The sequence below is a fragment of the Luteimonas kalidii genome (assembly GCF_029887935.1).
Taxonomy (GTDB): domain Bacteria; phylum Pseudomonadota; class Gammaproteobacteria; order Xanthomonadales; family Xanthomonadaceae; genus Luteimonas; species Luteimonas kalidii.
In genome coordinates, this window is record NZ_JARXRO010000011.1 from 173,561 (window position 1) to 189,818 (window position 16,258).

Genomic DNA, 16,258 nt, shown 5'->3' on the forward strand with positions numbered 1-16,258 from the left:
GGCCTGCGGAGCAGCACGATGCCGCAGGGGCTGCCGCGCAGGATCCGCTACGCGTTCGTCACCCAGGGCCTGCTGCTGATCCTGGCGGTCGTGTTCGGGGTGAGCGTCGTCACCCTGATCACGCGCGATGCGCTGATCAGCCAGCGGCTCGAGGTCGAGGCGAAGGCGTTCTGGGAGCGCCGGGCCGGGCTGCGCCCCCCGGGCCAGTTGCCGGCGACCAATGCGATCCAGGGCTATTTCCGCGAGAACGGCGACCCGGATTCGGGCGTTCCCGCGGTGTTCCGTCCGCTGCCCGACGGCATGAACTACATGTACCGGATGCAGCGCGCCGTGCTGGTCGAACGGCGGCCGGACGGAATGCTGTACCTGGTGCTGCAGACGCGCACGGTCGACCGGCTGATGTGGAGTTCGGCCGCGGCCCTGATCCTGCTCGGGCTGCTGGCGGCGCTCGCGATCACGGCGCTGACGTATCGCAAGTCGCGCAGCATCGTGCTTCCGGTCAACCGCCTGGCCGAAGAGGTAGCGCGCTGGGATCCGATGCAGGGCGAGATGTCGGCGCCGCTGGCGATCTCGGCCGGCGCCGGGGACCCGAGCCGCGAAGTGCGCGCCCTGTCGAGCGCGCTGCACGGGCTGACCGGCCGGGTGGCCGAATTCGTGCAGCGGGAGCGCGACTTCACCCGCGATGCCAGCCACGAGCTGCGCACGCCGCTGACCGTGATCCGCGTCGCCAGCGACATGCTGCTGTCGGATCCCGCATTGCCGCCGCACGGCCGGCGCTCGCTGGAGCGCATCCAGCGCGCCGGACGCGACATGGAGGCGGTCATCGACGCCTTCCTGATCCTCGCGCGCGAGGGTGGGGTGGCGCCGGTGAGCGAGGAGTTCGACGTACGCGAGGTGGCGCTCGAGGAGATCGACAAGGCCCAGGGCCTGTTGACCGGCAAGCCGGTCGAACTGCAACTGGCCGGAGACGCCTCGCCGCGCCTGTTCGCGCCACGTGCGGTGCTCGGCGTAGTGCTCGGCAACCTGCTGCGCAATGCCTGCCACTTCACCGAGCGCGGCTCGATCGAGGTGGCGATCGGGCCCGACGCGGTGGTGATCCGCGACACCGGAATCGGCATGTCCGCCGAGACCCTGCGCCATGCCTTCGAGCCGTTCTACCGCGCCGATGCGTTCAGTCCCATGGGCAAGGGTTTCGGGCTGACCATCGCCAACCGGCTCGCGCGCCGCTTCGGATGGGATCTGGTGCTGGAAAGCGAGCCGGAGGTGGGCACCGTGGCGACGCTGCGCTTCACCCCGGCGAACGGATCCTGACCGGCGGCGCGGAGTCCTCGCGCCTGCGTCAACCCCGGGCCAGGGCGGCGCGTTAGCCAGCGCAGTTGCCGCCTGTCCCCGGAACCTCCATGCCTCCTGTCCGTCGTCGTCCCTCCAAGGCCATGTTCGTCGTCGTGGCGATCGGGCTCCTCGCGCTCGTCGCCGGAGCCGCGTGGTGGCGTGGGGCGCGCAGCGAGGCCGCGGAGTCGGCCTGGCGCACGGTGCAGGTGGAGCGCGGCGACATCCGGGTCGCGATATCGGCCACCGGCACGCTCAGCGCGATCTCCACGGTCACGGTGGGCAGCCAGATCTCGGGACAGGTGACCGACGTGCTGGTGGATTTCAACAGCCAGGTCAATCAGGGCGACGTGCTGGCGCGGATCGATCCGCGCACCTACGAGGCGCAGATCGAGCAGGGCGCGGCGCAGATCGCCGGCGCGCGTGCGTCGCTCAGCCAGGCCGAGGCGGCGCTGCGCAACGCCGAGCTCGACTACCGGCGCAAGTCCGATCTGGGAGACCAGCAGCTGGTGGCGCGCGCCGACATCGACCTCGCCCGCGCCGCGTACGATCAGGCGCGCGCCCAGGTCACGTCCACGCGTGCGCAGATCCGGCAGCAGACCGCCTCCACCGAGAGCACGCAGATCAACCTCGAGCGCACCGTGATCCGCTCGCCGGTCGACGGCGTGGTGCTGACGCGCACCATCGAACCCGGTCAGACCGTGGCTGCGAGCCTGCAGGCGCCCGAGCTGTTCACCATTGCCGAAGACCTGTCGCAGATGAAGATCGAGCTGGCGGTGGACGAGGCCGACATCGGCCAGGTACGGCAGGGGCAGACGGTCGCGTTCACCGCCGACGCGTTTCCGGACCGGCAGTTCCGCGGCGTGGTGGCGCAGGTGCGGCTGGCCGCGACCACGACCAACAACGTGGTGACCTATCCGGTGGTGGTGAGCGTCGACAACGGCGACGGCACGCTGCTGCCGGGACTGACCGTCAATGCCGAGATCGAGGTCAGCAACCGCGCCGACGTGCTCAAGGTCTCCAACGCCGCGCTGCGCTACAAGCCCGTGGGCGGCGACGTGGCGCCGGCACCTTCGGCGTCCGGCGGGCGTGGCGGCGGGGCGCTGCTGGCCGACCTGGAACAGGTGGCCGCCGGACTCGACCTGACCCCGGAGCAGCGCGCCGCGTTCGATGCCGCGCTCGCCGCCCAGCGCGAGCGTGCCGGCGCCCGCGCGGGGACCGGCGCCGCGCCGGCCGGCGCGCGGGGTGCGGGCGGACCGCCCCCCGGAGCGATGGCCATGCGTCCGGGCGGTGGGGGTGGCGACGCCGGCATGCAGGCGCAGTTGCGCCAGCGCATGCGCGAGCGCCTGCAGGAACAGTTCGCCGGCTTCACCCGCCTGCTGGACGAAGGCCAGCGCCAGCGCTGGGACGCCGCGCTCGCGACGACCCTCGGCGCCACGCGCGCCACGCTCTACCGGCTGGTGGACGGTCGACCCGAGCCGGTCCAGGTACGCATCGGCGCCAGCGACGGCACCAGCACCGAGGTCCGCGGCACGCTCACCGAGGGCGACGTCATCGTCACCGGCGAACGCGCGCCACGATGAACATCGCCGCCGACACGCCGGTGATCGAGACGCGCGCCCTGCGCAAGGTCTATGCCGAGGGCACCCAGGCCGAGGTGGTCGCGCTGGCGGGCGTCGACCTGCGCATCCTGCCCGGCGAGTTCGTCGCGATCATGGGGCCGTCGGGGTCCGGCAAGTCGACGCTGATGAACCTGATCGGCTGCCTCGACACACCCACCTCCGGCCAGTACCTGTGCGGCGGCATCGACGTCGCCACGCTCGATCGCGAACAGCTTGCCGCGCTCCGGCGCGACCGGATCGGCTTCGTCTTCCAGGGCTTCAACCTGCTGCCGCGGATGAGCGCCGAGGACAACGTGGCGATGCCGCTCGGCTATGCGCGCGTGCCGCCGCCGGAGCGGCGCCGACTGGCGCAGGCGGCACTGGCCGAGGTCGGACTGGCGGCGCGCGCCTCGCACCGGCCGAGCGAACTGTCGGGCGGACAGCAGCAGCGGGTGGCGATCGCGCGTGCGCTGATCAATCGTCCCGCACTGCTGCTGGCCGACGAGCCGACCGGCGCGCTGGACTCGAAGACCGGGGAGGAGATCCTGGCCCTGTTCAAACGCCTGCGCGACGACGGCCACACGGTGGTGCTGATCACCCACGACGTGGAGGTGGCTGCGCACGCCGACCGAACCTGCGTGATGCGCGACGGCGAACTGCACGAGGCTGAGGAGCCGCTTTCAGCCGATCCCCTGTCCGCATCGGCTGCGGCGAGCGAACGCCCGGCCATGGATGGCCGGGCCGGACCGTCCGCAAGCGGATCCGGGCGCGCCACGAATGGCGGCGAAGCCCATCAGGCGCCGACGCGATGAACTTTGCCGACGTCCTGCGCACCGCGCTGTTCGCGCTGCGTGGCAACTGGATGCGCAGCGCGCTGACCTCGCTCGGCGTGATCATCGGCATCGCCTCGGTGATCGTGATGGTGTCGGTTGGCCAGGGCACGCAGGCCGAGATCGACAAGATGGTGTCCGGGCTGGGATCGCAACGCCTGGACATCTCCTCGAACGTCGCACGCGGCACCGGCGGCGTGCGCATGAGCGCGAGCAGCTACTTCACCCTGAGCCGCGACGACGTCGACGCGATCCGCGCCGAGATCCCCGAGGTGCAGTACATCTCCGGATCGCTGCGCGGCACCAGCCAAGTGGTGTACGCCGAGCGCAACTGGAACAGCAGCTGGCAGGGCGTGGACCCGGACTACCTGGTGATCAATGGCTGGACCGTCAGCGAAGGAGCGGGGCTGGACGAGGCCGGCGACGGCAAGTCGGTACTGATCGGCGAGACCGTGCGCCGGGAACTGTTCGGCGAGGACAGCGGCATCGGCGAGACGATCCGCATCGGCCGGGTGCCGCTGACCGTCGCCGGCACGCTCGCGCCCAAGGGCCAGAGCAACTGGGGACGCGACCAGGACGAGGTGGTGATGGTGCCGCTGGAAACCGCACGACGCCGGCTGATGGGGTCGATGGGGATGCCGCCCGGGGCGGTGATGGACATCTCGCTGGCAGTCTCCAGTCCCGACGACCTGGGCTACGTGCAGGGCGAGATCGAATCGCTGCTGCGCCAGCGGCATCGCATCGCGCCGGGCGCGGAGGACGATTTCCGCGTGCGCAACATGTCCGAGATCGTCGCCACGCGCACGGCGACCACGCGGCTGATGTCGTGGCTGCTGGGCGCGGTGGCGACGATCTCGCTGATCGTGGGCGGCATCGGAATCATGAACATCATGCTGGTCTCGGTCACCGAGCGGATCCGCGAGATCGGATTGCGGATGGCGGTCGGCGCGGGCCCCCGGGACGTGCGGCGCCAGTTCCTGGCCGAGGCGATGCTGCTCTCGCTGGGCGGGGGGCTGCTGGGCATCCTGGTCGGCGTGATCGGTGCCCTGCTGGTGGGGCAACTCAACAGCGAGTTGCCGGTCGAGCTCAACGGCCGCGTGATCGCGCTCGCGGCCGGCTTCTCGATCGCCACCGGGCTTTTTTTCGGCTACTACCCCGCGCGCAAGGCGAGCCAGCTCGACCCGATCGAGGCGTTGCGGCAGCAATAGCGGCGTTTTCCCGTCGTCCGCGTGGCGCAGGGCGGGGTGCCAGTGATTCGGGCGCGCGCGGCCTGCGTCGAATCGCCGGCGCTGCTGTTGCGGAACCTGAACAGGGGTGCTGCCGGTAGCCGGGCTGAGCGCCCGCCCAGGCCGCCGTGGTCCCGAAGCCGCGATCGGCGAGATCTGCCGCCACGCGTGGCGGCCTGCCGCCTACAGAAGGTTTCAGCGCGATCGCATGCCGCAGGATCGCCGGTCGCCGGTGGTCGCGCCGAAGCATGGAGTTCAGCGGCAGGATCGCGGGCAGCAGGCGGACGACGGCGCGCCTGTGGCAAAATTGCACGGTTGCGGCGCCTGCCGCGCCCACGAACGCCGCATGCCGTCGACCCCCTCGCAGTCCCTGCCCGGCGCCGCCGGGGACGCGGGTCCCGGTGCGCGGTCCCGGTTCGGCTGAGATGGCCGACGAGACCGGGCACCTGCCGCGCCGACCCGCGCGCATCCTGATGGCGACCGTCTGGTCGCTGCAGGGCCTGCGCGCGGCCTGGCTGCACGAGTCGTCGTTCAGGCTCGAGGTGTACCTGCTGGTCGTGCTGGCGCCGCTGGCGCTGTGGCTGGGCGGAAGCGGCGTGGAACGCGCGCTGCTGCTGGGAAGCTGCCTGCTGGTGCTGGCGGTCGAGCTGCTCAACTCCGCGATCGAGGCGGTGATCGAGCGCTATGGGCCCGAGCACCACGAACTGGCCGGCCGGGCCAAGGACATGGGCTCGGCGGCGGTGTTCGTGACCATGGTGAATGTGTTGCTGGTGTGGGGCCTGGTGCTGCTCCCGCGCTGGCTGTAACGGACGGACAAGAGGACACGCAATCGATGCTGGAGATGTTGAGCGATCCGCAGGTGTGGATCCTGCTGTTGACCCTGAGCACGATCGAGGTCGTGCTGGGCATCGACAACCTGGTGTTCATCTCGATCGCGGTCAGCAAGCTGCCGCCCGAGAAGCGCGAGTTCGCGCGCAAGTTCGGCATCGCGGTCGCGTGCATCACGCGCATCCTGCTGCTGCTCACCCTGGCATGGCTGGCGAGCCTGACGGCCGACCTGTTCGTGGTGCTGGGGCAGGGCATCTCGGTGCGCGACCTGGTGCTGATCCTGGGCGGGGTGTTCCTGCTGGTGAAGGGAATGCTTGAGATCCGTGAACTCGTCGGCGGGGCGGACGAGGACGGCAGTCCGGCGGCGAAGGCGGCGGTCTCGTTCGGCGGCGTGATCGCGCAGATCGCGGTGATCGACATCGTGTTCTCGCTCGACTCGGTGATCGCGGCGGTCGGCATGGCCGGCGAGTACGTACCGGTGATGGTGGCGGCGATTCTGGTCGCGGTGAGCGTCATGCTGCTGGCGGCGCGCCCGCTGGGCCAGTTCATCGATGCCAATCCGACGGTCAAGATGCTGGCGCTGACCTTCATCGTGCTGATCGGTGCCTACCTGCTGCTGGAAGGTTTCGACCTGCACATCCCCAAGGGCTACATCTACGGCTCGATGGGCTTCGCGGTGCTGGTGGAGGTGCTGAACCTCTGGGCCAGGCGCAACGCGCACCGGCGCGGCGAAAGCTACTGAGGCACGTGTCCCGGCGGCGCGGGCAGCGTCCGGGATCGGGAGCGGGGCCGGGGCGCCTGCCGTACTCCTGGCGCCTCGGGCACAATAGGCCTTCGACCGCCCCGGGACGCCGCGCTTCATGATCCAGCTGCACCAGATCGACCCCATCGCGGTCCAGTTCCCCGCGTTCGAACTGTTCGGCCGCACCTTCCAGCCGTCGATCCACTGGTACGGGATCATGTACCTGCTGGCGTTCGCCACCGCATGGTGGCTGGGCCGGCGGCGGGTGGCGGCCGGGCGCCTGCCCGGGGTGGATGCCAACGCGTTCGGCGACCTGCTGTTCTACGGCATGCTGGGCGTGGTGCTGGGCGGGCGCCTGGGCTACGTCCTGTTCTACGCCTTCCCTGAGCTGGTGCGCGACCCGCTGATGCTGGTGCGCGTATGGGACGGCGGCATGAGCTTCCACGGCGGGCTGCTCGGGGTGCTGGTCGCTGCGTGGATCTGGGCGCGCCGCCAGTCCCTGCACTTCTTCGACGTGATGGATTTCGTGGCGCCGCTGGTGCCGGCCGGGTTGGGCTTCGGGCGCCTGGGCAACTACATCGGCGCCGAACTGTGGGGCAAGTACACCCAGGCCGGCTGGGGCGTGGTGTTCCCGACCGACCCGCAGTTCGCGGGCTGGAGCGCGCAGCAGCTGCGCACGCAGTTCGAGGCCGGCGCCCTGGACGCGTTCGCGCGCCATCCTTCGCAGCTCTACCAGGCGTTCCTGGAGGGGCTGGTGATGTTCGTCGCCCTGTGGTGGTTCTCGTCGCGTCCGAGGCCGCGCTACGCGGTGAGCGGGCTGTTCGCGCTGCTCTACGGCGTGTTCCGCTTCCTGGTCGAGTTCGTGCGCGTGCCCGACGCGGAAATCGGCTACCTCGCCTTCGGCTGGCTGACCATGGGCCAGCTGCTGTCGCTGCCGCTGGTCGCGCTGGGGCTGTACTGGCTGGCGAAGTCGCGCAGCGCGCCGACGCTGCAGCCCTCCGCGACGGCAGGTGCGGCATGAAGCAGTACCTGGAGCTGCTGCGGCACGTGCTCGAGCACGGCGCCGAGAAGTCGGACCGCACCGGCACCGGCACGCGCAGCGTGTTCGGCTGGCAGATGCGCTTCGACCTGGGCGAAGGCTTCCCGCTGGTCACCACCAAGAAGCTGCACCTGCGCTCGATCATCCACGAGCTGCTGTGGTTCCTGAAAGGCGAGACCAACATCGCCTACCTCAAGGCCAACAAGGTCGGCATCTGGGACGAGTGGGCGGACGAGCACGGCGAACTCGGGCCGGTCTACGGCAAGCAGTGGCGCAGCTGGGAAGGCGCCGACGGCCGCACCATCGACCAGATGCAGTGGCTGGTGGACGAGATCAGGCGCAATCCCGATTCGCGCCGGCTGGTGATCAGCGCCTGGAACGTGGCCGAACTGCCGAAGATGGCGCTGATGCCCTGCCACTCGCTGTTCCAGTTCTACGTAGTGAACGGCAAACTCAGCTGCCAGCTCTACCAGCGCAGCGGCGACATCTTCCTGGGCGTGCCGTTCAACATCGCCAGCTATGCGCTGCTCACGCGCATGGTGGCGCAGGCGACCGGGCTCGGGGTAGGCGATTTCGTGCACACGCTGGGCGATGCGCATCTGTATTCGAACCACTACGAGCAGGCGCGCGAGCAGCTCGCACGCGCGCCGCGGCCGCTGCCGATCCTGCAGCTGAACCCGGAGGTGACCGACCTGTTCGCGTTCACCTACGACGACATCCGGATCGTCGGCTACGACCCGCATCCGGCGATCAAGGCGCCGGTCGCGGTCTAGCCCGATGCTGCCCGTCTCGCTGATCGTCGCCTACGATCGCCGGCGCGCCATCGGCAAGGACAATGCACTGCCATGGCACCTGCCCGACGACCTCAAGCGCTTCAAGGCGCTGACGATGGGCAAGCCGGTGCTGATGGGGCGCAGGACCGCCGAGTCGATCGGACGCGCGCTGCCGGGGCGACTGAACCTGGTGATGACGCGGAGCGGGCGGGCCCCGTTCGCGGAGATGCGAGCGGTCGCCTCGCTGGACGACGCGTTGCGCGCGGCAGCGGAGCAGGGCGGCCAGCTGTGCGTCATCGGAGGCGCGGAGATCTATGCGCTCGCGCTGCCGCGTGCGTCGGTGCTGCACGCGACGGTGGTCGACACGGTGGTCGAAGGCGCCGACGCCTTCTTCCCGGCCCTTGCCGGACAGTGGCGCGAACACGCGCGCCGGTCGCACGCCGCGGATGCGCGACATGCGCATGCGTTCGAGTTCATCGACCTCCTGCGCGAGGATGCGATGGACGCGCCCGGGCGATAGGCCCGCGGCCGGACACTCAGCCGGGCGTGCCGCTGCCCACGTCGCGCCCGGGCACCTGCACCACCTCCAGCCCGTCGCCGTCCAGCCGCAGCGCAGTGAGCTTGCCGCCCCAGACCGCGCCGGTATCCAGCGCATGCACGCCGTGGCCGATGAACAGGCCCAGCGTGGACCAGTGGCCGCAGGCGATCCTGAGATCGCGCTCCGCCCGTCCGGGGACTTCGTACCAGGGATACAGGCCGGGGGTCTGGGTGCCGGGCGCGCCCTTTTCCTCGAACGCGATGCGCCCGCGCGGCGAGCAGTAGCGCATGCGCGTGAACACGTTGATGATCGCGCGATCGCGCTCCACGCCGGTCAGTCGGGGCGACCAGGCGGGGCGGTCGCCGTACATGTTCTTGAGCAGCTTGCGCGCGCCGTCGCCGGCCAGTTTGCGCTCGACCTCGCGCGCGTGCTGCTCGGCGAGCCGTGTGGTCCATTTCGGCGCCAGGCCGGCATGGACCATCATCCAGCCCAGGTCGCGATCCACGTGCACCAGCGGCTGCGTGCGCAGCCAGTCCAGCAGCTCGACGCGGTCTTCGGCGAACAGCACGCCCTGCAGGTCGGGATTGACCTTGCGCTGCTCCGGCTCGCTGCGCTGCGCGATCGCCAGCAGCGACAGGTCGTGGTTGCCCAGCACGGTCACCGCGCTGGCGCGCAGCGAATGGACCAGGCGCAGCGTCTGGACGGACTCGCCGCCGCGGTTGACCAGATCGCCGCAGAACCAGAGCCGGTCGCGCGCGGGGTCGAACCGGAGCTTGTCCAGCAGGCGTCGCGTGGGGCCGTAGCAGCCCTGCAGGTCTCCGATCGCCCAGACGGCCATGCCTCGACTGCCCCGTCAGTGCAGGGTGCGCGGCACGGCGAGGGTGAACGGCGGGATCGGCGCGTCGAACTGCGTGCCGTCGTCGCCGACCATGTCGTAGCGCCCCTCCATCGTTCCCACCGCGGTCGGCAGGGTGGCGCCGGACGTGTAGGTGAACTGTTCGCCGGGCTCCAGCCGCGGCTGCTCGCCGACCACACCGTCGCCGTGCACCTCCTCGATGCGCCCGTTGGCGTCGGTGATCAGCCAGTGGCGCCCGACCAGCTGCGCCGGCAGGCGGCCGAGGTTGCGGATGCGGATGGTGTAGGCGAACACGTAGCGGTCGTCGTCGGGCGCGGATTCCTCGTCCAGGAACTGCGTCGCGATCTGGATTTCAAGGCTGTAGTCGGCAGTCTCTTTCATGCGGGCAGTGTATGCGCCCGGCCGTGAACGATGCAGCGTTCCTCACCCGGGCCAGGCCGCGATGTGGAGAGGGCGTCAAGCGCCGGGCCGGTACGCAACATGCCGCGGAGGACTATCCGTCCGCCGGGGGCTGGTTCGACAGGCGCACGAAATCCGCCACCGGCAGCTGTTCGGCGCGGGCCTGCGGATCGATTCCCGCGGCACGCAGGGTCGCCTCGTCGCACAGCCTCGACAGGGCATTGCGCAGGGTCTTGCGACGCTGCCCGAACGCATCGCGCACCAGCGCGGCGAAGCGCGCGGGATCGGAAATGCCGACGCTGGCAGGCGGGCGCGGCACCAGCCTGACCACGGCCGAATCAACCCTGGGCGGCGGGCGGAACGCGCCGGGGCCGACCGAAAACAGTGCGGTCACCTCGCACCAGGCCTGCAGCATCACGCTCAGGCGTCCGTAGACCTTGCTGCCCGGAGGCGCGGCCATGCGGTCCACCACTTCCTTCTGCAGCATGAAATGCATGTCGCGGACGACGGCCGCGTGATCCAGGGCATGGAACAGGATCGGCGAGGACAGGTTGTAGGGCAGGTTGCCGACCAGCCGGATCGGCGCGCCGCCGGCGAGTGCGGTGAAATCGACGTCGAGTACGTTGGCGTGCACGAGCTTCAGCGTGCCGTGCTCGCGCGCGGCCTCCGCGAGCGGGACCAGCAGGTCGCGGTCGAATTCGATCGCGGTCAGGCTGCCGTGGCGTCGCAGCAGCGGAAAGGTCATCGCGCCCTGACCGGGACCGATTTCGACCAGGTGCTCGCCCGGCCTGGGATCGACCGCCAGCAGGATGCGTTCGACCACGCCGCGTTCGTGCAGGAAATGCTGCCCGAGCGATTTCTTGGCGGGCTGGTGGAAGCCGCTCACAGCAGTCGCGTCCCGGGCGGGACGTCGCGGTCGGGCACGCACAGCGCGACCCGGCCCTGCGCGTCGTGGAAGCCCGTGACCAAGCATTCCGACCGTACCGGACCGATCTGCCTGGGCGCGAGATTCACCACCCCGACCACGAGACGCCCGACCAGCTCTTCGGGCCCGTACAGCGCGGTGATCTGCGCACTGGACCTGCGCATCCCGATCTCCGGGCCGAAATCGACCTCCAGCACGTAGGCGGGCTTGCGCGCCTCGGGAAACGCGCGCGCCGACAGCACGCGGCCGACGCGCAGTTCGACCTTCATGAAGTCGTTCAAGTCGATGGTCTGCATGGACGCGGGAGGCCGTGGATCCGGAGTGGAAAGCCTAACCGTTCGCCACGGCGAACGCGCGGAGTCCTGTCGCACGCGCCTGCAATACAGTGCGCGATTGCGCATCGCGACAGCCATCCTGGAACGGTCTGGGGCGGTGGTTCGCGCATCCGGACAGCCAGGTGCGGCGCGCTCCGGCGCTCATGCTGCGCGCCTGCGCGATGCCAGTTCGGTACAGGTCTCGATCGCCGCGAACAGGCTGGAAGGGTCGGCGCGGCCGCTGCCCGCCAGGTCGAACGCGGTCCCGTGGTCCACCGCCACGCGAGGGTAGGGCAGGCCGAGGGTCAGGTTCACCGCCTGCTCGAAACCGCTGTACTTGAGCACCGGCAGGCCCTGGTCGTGGTACATGGCGAGCACGGCGTCGAACCCACGCAGCTTGCCCGGCAGGAAAGCGGTATCCGCCGGCAATGGCCCCGGCAGCTCGAATCCCTCGTTCCGCAGGCGCGCGAGCACCGGCTCGATCACGTCGAGCTCCTCGCGGCCCAGATGGCCGGCCTCGCCGGCATGCGGGTTGAGGCCGAGCACCGCGATCCGTGGCGCGTCGATCCCGAAGTCCGCGCGCAGCGCCGCGCGCACGATCCGCAGCACCCGCTCCAGCAGTTCCGGAGTGATCGCGTCGGCCACGTCGCGCAGCGGCAGGTGGGTCGTCGCCAGTGCGACGCGGACGACGTCGTTGGCGAGCATCATCACCACCTCGCGGCCGGCGCGCTGCGCCAGCAGCTCGGTGGTGCCGGTGTAGGGGATTCCGCCGAGGTTGATGGTGGCCTTGTGCACCGGGCCGGTCACGAGACCGTCGCAGTCGCCGCCCTGGCAGGCGTCCGCGGCGCGCGCAAGCGCCTCGATGACCGCCGTGGCGTTGCGCGGATCCGGGGTTCCAGGTTCGCAGGCGACCGCGTTTGCAACGGACACGAGCGGCAGTTGCCCGGGCGCCGCATGGACGGCGCCGGGCGGAAGCAGCTCCAGCGGGAGGCCCAACCGGGCCGCGGCATCGGTCAGCGTCGCCGGGTCGCCGTAGACCACCAGCCGCGCGTCCCAGGGGCGCTGCGCCGCGCGGACGCACAGCTCCGGACCGACGCCGGCCGGTTCACCCGGGACCAGCGCCAGGCGCGGAGCCGTCATGTCAGCCGCCGGTGGCGGGCTGCTGCTGCGCGGCGTCGCCTGCGCGGATGTCGACGTAGGCTTCGCCGCGCATCTCGCGCACGTAGCGGTCCCATTCGTCCTCGAGCTTGCGCTGGCCGATCGACTCGCGCACCTGCGCGCGACGATTCTCGTCGTCCACGCTGGTCTGGCGTTCGCCGACCCGCTGCACGATATGCCAGCCGGCCTGGGTCTTGAACGGGGCCGACACCTGGCCGTCCTGCAGCGCCACGACCTGGCCGCCGAACTCGGGGCCGAACTCGTCCTGCGCGAACCAGCCCAGGGCGCCGCCCTCGGCTTTGCTGACGGTGTCGTCCGAACTCTCGCGCGCGACTTCCTCGAAGTCGGCGCCGCCCGCGATCCGGGCGCGCAGGGTGTCGATCCGCGCCTTGGCCTCGGCGTCGCCGCCCGCGCCCTCGGCGGGACGCACCAGGATGTGGCGGGCATTGAACTGGGTGACCGTGGCGCCGCCACCGGCCTGCGCGCCGTCGCGCGTGTCCACCAGCTGCAGCAGCTGGAACCCGCTCGGGCCGCGGATCGGACCGATGACGTCACCCTTGGACATGCTGCGGATGGCGTTGCCGAACGCTGCAGGAATCTCGTCGAGGCTGCGCCAGCCCAGGCTGCCGCCTTCGAGTGCGTTCGGGCTGTCGGAATAGCGCACTGCGGCGGCGGCGAAATCCATCTCGTTGCGGTCGAGCAGGGCCTTGATGCCGTCGACCTTCTGCTGGCCCGTGGCGATCTGCTCCGGCGTCGCGCCCTCGGGCAGCGCCACCAGAATGTGGGCGAGACTGTACTGGGTGCTGCCGGCCTGGGAGGCCATGGCCGCATCCACCTCGGCATCGCTGACGCTGACCCGGCTCTGCGCGAAGCGCTGGCGCATGCGCTGGATCACGATCTCGTCGCGCAGCGAACTGCGGAAGTCGTCCATCGACATCCCGTCGCGCGCGAGCTGCTGGCGCAACTGGTCGGGCGAGAGGTTGTTCTGCTGGGCGATGTTGTTGATCGCGCTGTCGACTTCGGCGTCACCGACGCGTACGCCGGTTTCCGCCGCACGCGCGGTCTGCAGCTTGACCAGGACCAGGCGCTCGAGCACCTGGCGCTCGAGCACCGGACGCGGCGGCAGCTGGTTCTGCCGGTCGGCGTACTGGGCGACGATGTTGGCGACGGCGCGGTCGAGTTCGCTCTGCAGGATCACGTCCTCGTCCACCACCGCGGCGATGCGTTCGAGCGGCTGGGTCTGCTGCGCGTGGGCGGAGGCTGCGAACAGCAGGGCGGCGCACAGGAATGCGAGGCGGGTCTTCATGGGAGGGGGTCGTCTGCGGAAATGTCGTCGTCTGCGCTGCTGCCCAGTTCCGACGGCGGGACGAGATAGAGGTCGTCGCGGTGATACCCGAGGATAGCACGGCGCAGACGGCTCCTGTTGTCGGGGCCGGCCGAGCCCAGGCCCTTGAGCTCGATCTCGAGCTGGATCGAATCGTTCATGTCGCCGCGGGTGTTGCGCACGTAGCGGCGCGCGACCAGGCGCGCGGCGACGCAGCAGCTTTCCCACTGGACGCCGGCAATGCCCTCGAGCACCTGCTTGTCCTGCAGCGAGTAGTAGTAGCGGCCGACCACGCTCCAGGTGGGATTGATCGGATACAGGAACGACAGGTCGACCTGTTCGAGCAGGTCGCTCTGGTTCAGCACGTTGCGGCGGTAGCGGTAGGACAGGTTGACGATGCCGTCGTCGCCGATCAGGTAGCGGGTGCGGAAGCTCGCCAGGTCCTCGCGCCGGCTGGCCGGATTCCACTGGTACGAGGCGCCCACGGTCCAGCGGTCGTTGATGGCGTAGTTCGTGTCCACCACCCATGCCGATTCGCCGCGTTCGATGGGCGCCTCGTTGCGCAGCGTGACGCGCGCATCGTCGAAGTACTGGATCTGACCGATGCTGGCCGACAGCTTCTCGCGGCCATCGGACTCGCGGATCAGGCGCGTGGTCAGCGCCATCGTCAGCTGGTTGGCGTCGCCCTGGCGGTCGGCGCCGGAATAGCGGTTGTCGCGGAACAGCTGGCCCCAGCTGAAGGTCATCGGCCGGGTATCGAACAGCGGCATGTCGCCCTGCTCGCGATAGGGCGAGTTGAGGTAGAACAGGCGCGGCTCGAGCGTGTGCAGGTAATCGGCGCCGCGGAAGCGCGTGTCGCGGTCGAAGAACAGGCCGGCATCGACCGTGCCGATGGCGTGGCTTGCCGAGGGCGAATCATCCGGACTGCCGGGATCCAGATCCTCGGCCAGTGCGTTGTCGAGCCGGTACTGCACGTGCCGGAATGCGACGGTGGGACGCACGTACCAGCTCGCCCCTTCCAGCGGCATGCTCACCCACGGCTTCACGTACAGGCGGCTCCCCCCTGGATTGACTTCGTCGTCGAGATGCGAGAAGCGCGTGACCTCCGCGTCGGTGCCCGCGACCAGCCACTGGCCGAACGGCTGTTCCCAGTTGACGTAGGCGCGCGGCAGGCGGTTGTAGGGCAGGCGGGATTCGGCGAACGTGTAGTCGGTCAGGTGCCGGTACTGGCCCTCGACCAGTGCGTTCCAGTAGCGGCCGCGCCCGTACACGCCGACGGCGCTGGTGAGCGAGGACACCGACAGCCCCTCGACGTTGCTGCTCGAGTCCTCGATCCAGCGCGGGTCGCTGAACCAGTACACGTTCGCGCGCGCCTGCCAGGTGCGGTCGATGTTGTGGTGACCGACGTAGCGGAACGCACCGCGGTCGTCCTCGCGCCGGTTCTCGGCGATCGGGACCTCGATGATCTCCTCGTCGCGCTCGCGCCAGGTCAGATCGTCCGAGGGCAGCGCCTGCAGTTCCAGGGTGCCGCGGCCGCGGCTGTAGAGGTAGCGGAACTCCGTGCCCAGCTGCAGCCCGCGCCGGCTCATGTACCGCGGCGTCAGCGTGAGGTCGTAGTTCGGCGCGAGATTGAAGTAGATCGGCTGGCGCCAGTCGAAGCCGTTGCGGCTGGACAGGCCGATGCTCGGATACAGCAGGCCGGTGCGCCGCTGGTCGTCGATCGGAAACGCGAGGTAGGGCACGTACAGCACCGGCACCTTGCCGATGCGCAGGGTGGCATTGCGGGCCACGCCGGTGCCCTTGTCGGTGTCGACGTCGATGCGCTGCGCGCGCAGTTCCCACCAGCGCTGGCTCGGGGGGCAGGTCGAATACGTCGACTCGAACATCCGGCCGCGCGCGTCCTGCATCTCGATCCGCTCCGCACCACCGTTGCCGCGACGCTCGGTGAGCTGGTAGCGGACCTCGTCGATGCGGTGGGAGTCGTTGTTCTGGTCGCCCTCGAGTCGCTCGGCGACCACGCGCATGCCCGAATCCTGGTAGCGCACGTTGCCGGTGGCGGTATAGCTGCCGGTGTCCTGGGAGAACTCGATGCGGTCGGTGCCCAGGAACTGGTCGCCGCGGCGCAGGGTGACGTTGCCGGTGACGTTGTACAGCCCGCCGTCGACGCCGACGGTCTGGTCGCCCTGTATGTCGGTAGGCAGGTTCTCGCGCTCGGCGATGTCGCCCACCGGCGGCTGGGCATCGGGGAACAGTGGTACCGCGTCCTCGACCGGGCACAGCGACCAGTCGACCGGAATATCGTCGTCCGCGTGGGCTGCCAGCGACAGGGCGATGCAGATCGGCAGGGGCAGCAGGCGGAGCGCTGGACGCACGCGA

General features: G+C 70.1%; 16 protein-coding genes. 9 read left to right on the plus strand and 7 right to left on the minus strand.

Annotation, left to right across the window (positions count from 1 at the left end; translation table 11 throughout):
• Window positions 1–18 precede the first annotated feature (18 nt).
• From QFW81_RS04130 to QFW81_RS04170, 9 genes are all read left to right on the plus strand, one after another.
• Complete coding sequence (locus tag QFW81_RS04130) at window positions 19–1,311, plus strand: sensor histidine kinase (protein WP_280577303.1); 1,293 nt, start codon at window positions 19–21, stop codon at window positions 1,309–1,311.
• Between the two features lie 89 nt (window positions 1,312–1,400).
• On the plus strand, window positions 1,401–2,912 hold the full coding sequence (locus QFW81_RS04135; RefSeq protein WP_280577304.1) for an efflux RND transporter periplasmic adaptor subunit: 1,512 nt from the start codon (window positions 1,401–1,403) through the stop codon (window positions 2,910–2,912).
• Window positions 2,909–3,742: an ABC transporter ATP-binding protein gene (locus QFW81_RS04140; protein WP_280577306.1), complete on the plus strand. Its 834-nt coding sequence runs from the start codon at window positions 2,909–2,911 to the stop codon at window positions 3,740–3,742. Before QFW81_RS04135 ends, QFW81_RS04140 begins: the two co-directional genes overlap by 4 nt.
• Entirely contained in the window at window positions 3,739–4,968 is a 1,230-nt protein-coding gene (locus QFW81_RS04145; RefSeq protein ID WP_280577307.1) for an ABC transporter permease, read from the plus strand. The genes QFW81_RS04140 and QFW81_RS04145 overlap by 4 nt, the downstream gene beginning before the upstream one ends.
• Window positions 4,969–5,411: 443 nt before the next feature.
• Window positions 5,412–5,792: a diacylglycerol kinase gene (locus QFW81_RS04150; RefSeq protein WP_280577308.1), complete on the plus strand. Its 381-nt coding sequence runs from the start codon at window positions 5,412–5,414 to the stop codon at window positions 5,790–5,792.
• 26 nt (window positions 5,793–5,818) lie between these two features.
• Window positions 5,819–6,556 (plus strand): TerC family protein, encoded by a 738-nt coding sequence (locus QFW81_RS04155; RefSeq protein ID WP_280577309.1) that lies wholly within the window; start codon window positions 5,819–5,821, stop codon window positions 6,554–6,556.
• 118 nt (window positions 6,557–6,674) lie between these two features.
• Entirely contained in the window at window positions 6,675–7,577 is a 903-nt protein-coding gene (gene lgt / locus QFW81_RS04160) for a prolipoprotein diacylglyceryl transferase (protein ID WP_280577310.1), read from the plus strand.
• Complete coding sequence (locus QFW81_RS04165; protein ID WP_280577311.1) at window positions 7,574–8,368, plus strand: thymidylate synthase; 795 nt, start codon at window positions 7,574–7,576, stop codon at window positions 8,366–8,368. The genes lgt and QFW81_RS04165 overlap by 4 nt, the downstream gene beginning before the upstream one ends.
• 7 nt (window positions 8,369–8,375) lie before the next feature.
• Window positions 8,376–8,888, plus strand: a complete 513-nt coding sequence (locus QFW81_RS04170; protein WP_280577389.1) for a dihydrofolate reductase — start codon at window positions 8,376–8,378, stop codon at window positions 8,886–8,888.
• Window positions 8,889–8,904: 16 nt separating this feature from the next.
• Here QFW81_RS04170 and QFW81_RS04175 read toward each other — a convergent pair whose 3' ends face one another.
• The 7 genes from QFW81_RS04175 to lptD all read right to left on the minus strand — a co-directional run bounded on the left by QFW81_RS04175 (window position 8,905) and on the right by lptD (window position 16,254).
• Window positions 8,905–9,744: a symmetrical bis(5'-nucleosyl)-tetraphosphatase gene (locus tag QFW81_RS04175; protein ID WP_280577312.1), complete on the minus strand. Its 840-nt coding sequence runs from the start codon at window positions 9,742–9,744 to the stop codon at window positions 8,905–8,907.
• Window positions 9,745–9,759: 15 nt separating this feature from the next.
• On the minus strand, window positions 9,760–10,143 hold the full coding sequence (gene apaG / locus QFW81_RS04180; protein ID WP_280577313.1) for a Co2+/Mg2+ efflux protein ApaG: 384 nt from the start codon (window positions 10,141–10,143) through the stop codon (window positions 9,760–9,762).
• 112 nt (window positions 10,144–10,255) lie between these two features.
• Window positions 10,256–11,047 (minus strand): 16S rRNA (adenine(1518)-N(6)/adenine(1519)-N(6))-dimethyltransferase RsmA, encoded by a 792-nt coding sequence (gene rsmA, locus QFW81_RS04185; RefSeq protein ID WP_280577314.1) that lies wholly within the window; start codon window positions 11,045–11,047, stop codon window positions 10,256–10,258.
• Window positions 11,044–11,382, minus strand: coding sequence for a tRNA-binding protein (locus QFW81_RS04190; protein WP_280577315.1), 339 nt, complete (start codon window positions 11,380–11,382; stop codon window positions 11,044–11,046). The genes rsmA and QFW81_RS04190 overlap by 4 nt, the downstream gene beginning before the upstream one ends.
• Before the next feature lie 180 nt (window positions 11,383–11,562).
• The gene (pdxA, locus tag QFW81_RS04195; protein WP_280577317.1) at window positions 11,563–12,540 is read right to left on the minus strand and encodes a 4-hydroxythreonine-4-phosphate dehydrogenase PdxA; all 978 of its coding nucleotides are present in this window, start codon (window positions 12,538–12,540) and stop codon (window positions 11,563–11,565) included.
• A 1-nt stretch (window position 12,541) separates the two neighbouring features.
• The gene (locus QFW81_RS04200) at window positions 12,542–13,864 is read right to left on the minus strand and encodes a peptidylprolyl isomerase (RefSeq protein WP_280577319.1); all 1,323 of its coding nucleotides are present in this window, start codon (window positions 13,862–13,864) and stop codon (window positions 12,542–12,544) included.
• On the minus strand, window positions 13,861–16,254 hold the full coding sequence (gene lptD, locus QFW81_RS04205; RefSeq protein ID WP_280577321.1) for an LPS-assembly protein LptD: 2,394 nt from the start codon (window positions 16,252–16,254) through the stop codon (window positions 13,861–13,863). The genes QFW81_RS04200 and lptD overlap by 4 nt, the downstream gene beginning before the upstream one ends.
• Window positions 16,255–16,258: the final 4 nt, after the last annotated feature.

Bases quoted from the DNA above. Each gene is read 5' to 3' on its own strand.
- QFW81_RS04130 (WP_280577303.1), top strand. From the start codon at position 19: ATGCCGCAGGGGCTGCCGCGCAGGATCCGCTACGCGTTCGTCACCCAG.
- QFW81_RS04135 (WP_280577304.1), top strand. From the start codon at position 1,401: ATGCCTCCTGTCCGTCGTCGTCCCTCCAAGGCCATGTTCGTCGTCGTG.
- QFW81_RS04140 (WP_280577306.1), top strand. From the start codon at position 2,909: ATGAACATCGCCGCCGACACGCCGGTGATCGAGACGCGCGCCCTGCGC.
- QFW81_RS04145 (WP_280577307.1), top strand. From the start codon at position 3,739: ATGAACTTTGCCGACGTCCTGCGCACCGCGCTGTTCGCGCTGCGTGGC.
- QFW81_RS04150 (WP_280577308.1), top strand. From the start codon at position 5,412: ATGGCCGACGAGACCGGGCACCTGCCGCGCCGACCCGCGCGCATCCTG.
- QFW81_RS04155 (WP_280577309.1), top strand. From the start codon at position 5,819: ATGCTGGAGATGTTGAGCGATCCGCAGGTGTGGATCCTGCTGTTGACC.
- lgt (WP_280577310.1), top strand. From the start codon at position 6,675: ATGATCCAGCTGCACCAGATCGACCCCATCGCGGTCCAGTTCCCCGCG.
- QFW81_RS04165 (WP_280577311.1), top strand. From the start codon at position 7,574: ATGAAGCAGTACCTGGAGCTGCTGCGGCACGTGCTCGAGCACGGCGCC.
- QFW81_RS04175 (WP_280577312.1), bottom strand. From the start codon at position 9,744: ATGGCCGTCTGGGCGATCGGAGACCTGCAGGGCTGCTACGGCCCCACG.
- apaG (WP_280577313.1), bottom strand. From the start codon at position 10,143: ATGAAAGAGACTGCCGACTACAGCCTTGAAATCCAGATCGCGACGCAG.
- QFW81_RS04190 (WP_280577315.1), bottom strand. From the start codon at position 11,382: ATGCAGACCATCGACTTGAACGACTTCATGAAGGTCGAACTGCGCGTC.
- pdxA (WP_280577317.1), bottom strand. From the start codon at position 12,540: ATGACGGCTCCGCGCCTGGCGCTGGTCCCGGGTGAACCGGCCGGCGTC.
- QFW81_RS04200 (WP_280577319.1), bottom strand. From the start codon at position 13,864: ATGAAGACCCGCCTCGCATTCCTGTGCGCCGCCCTGCTGTTCGCAGCC.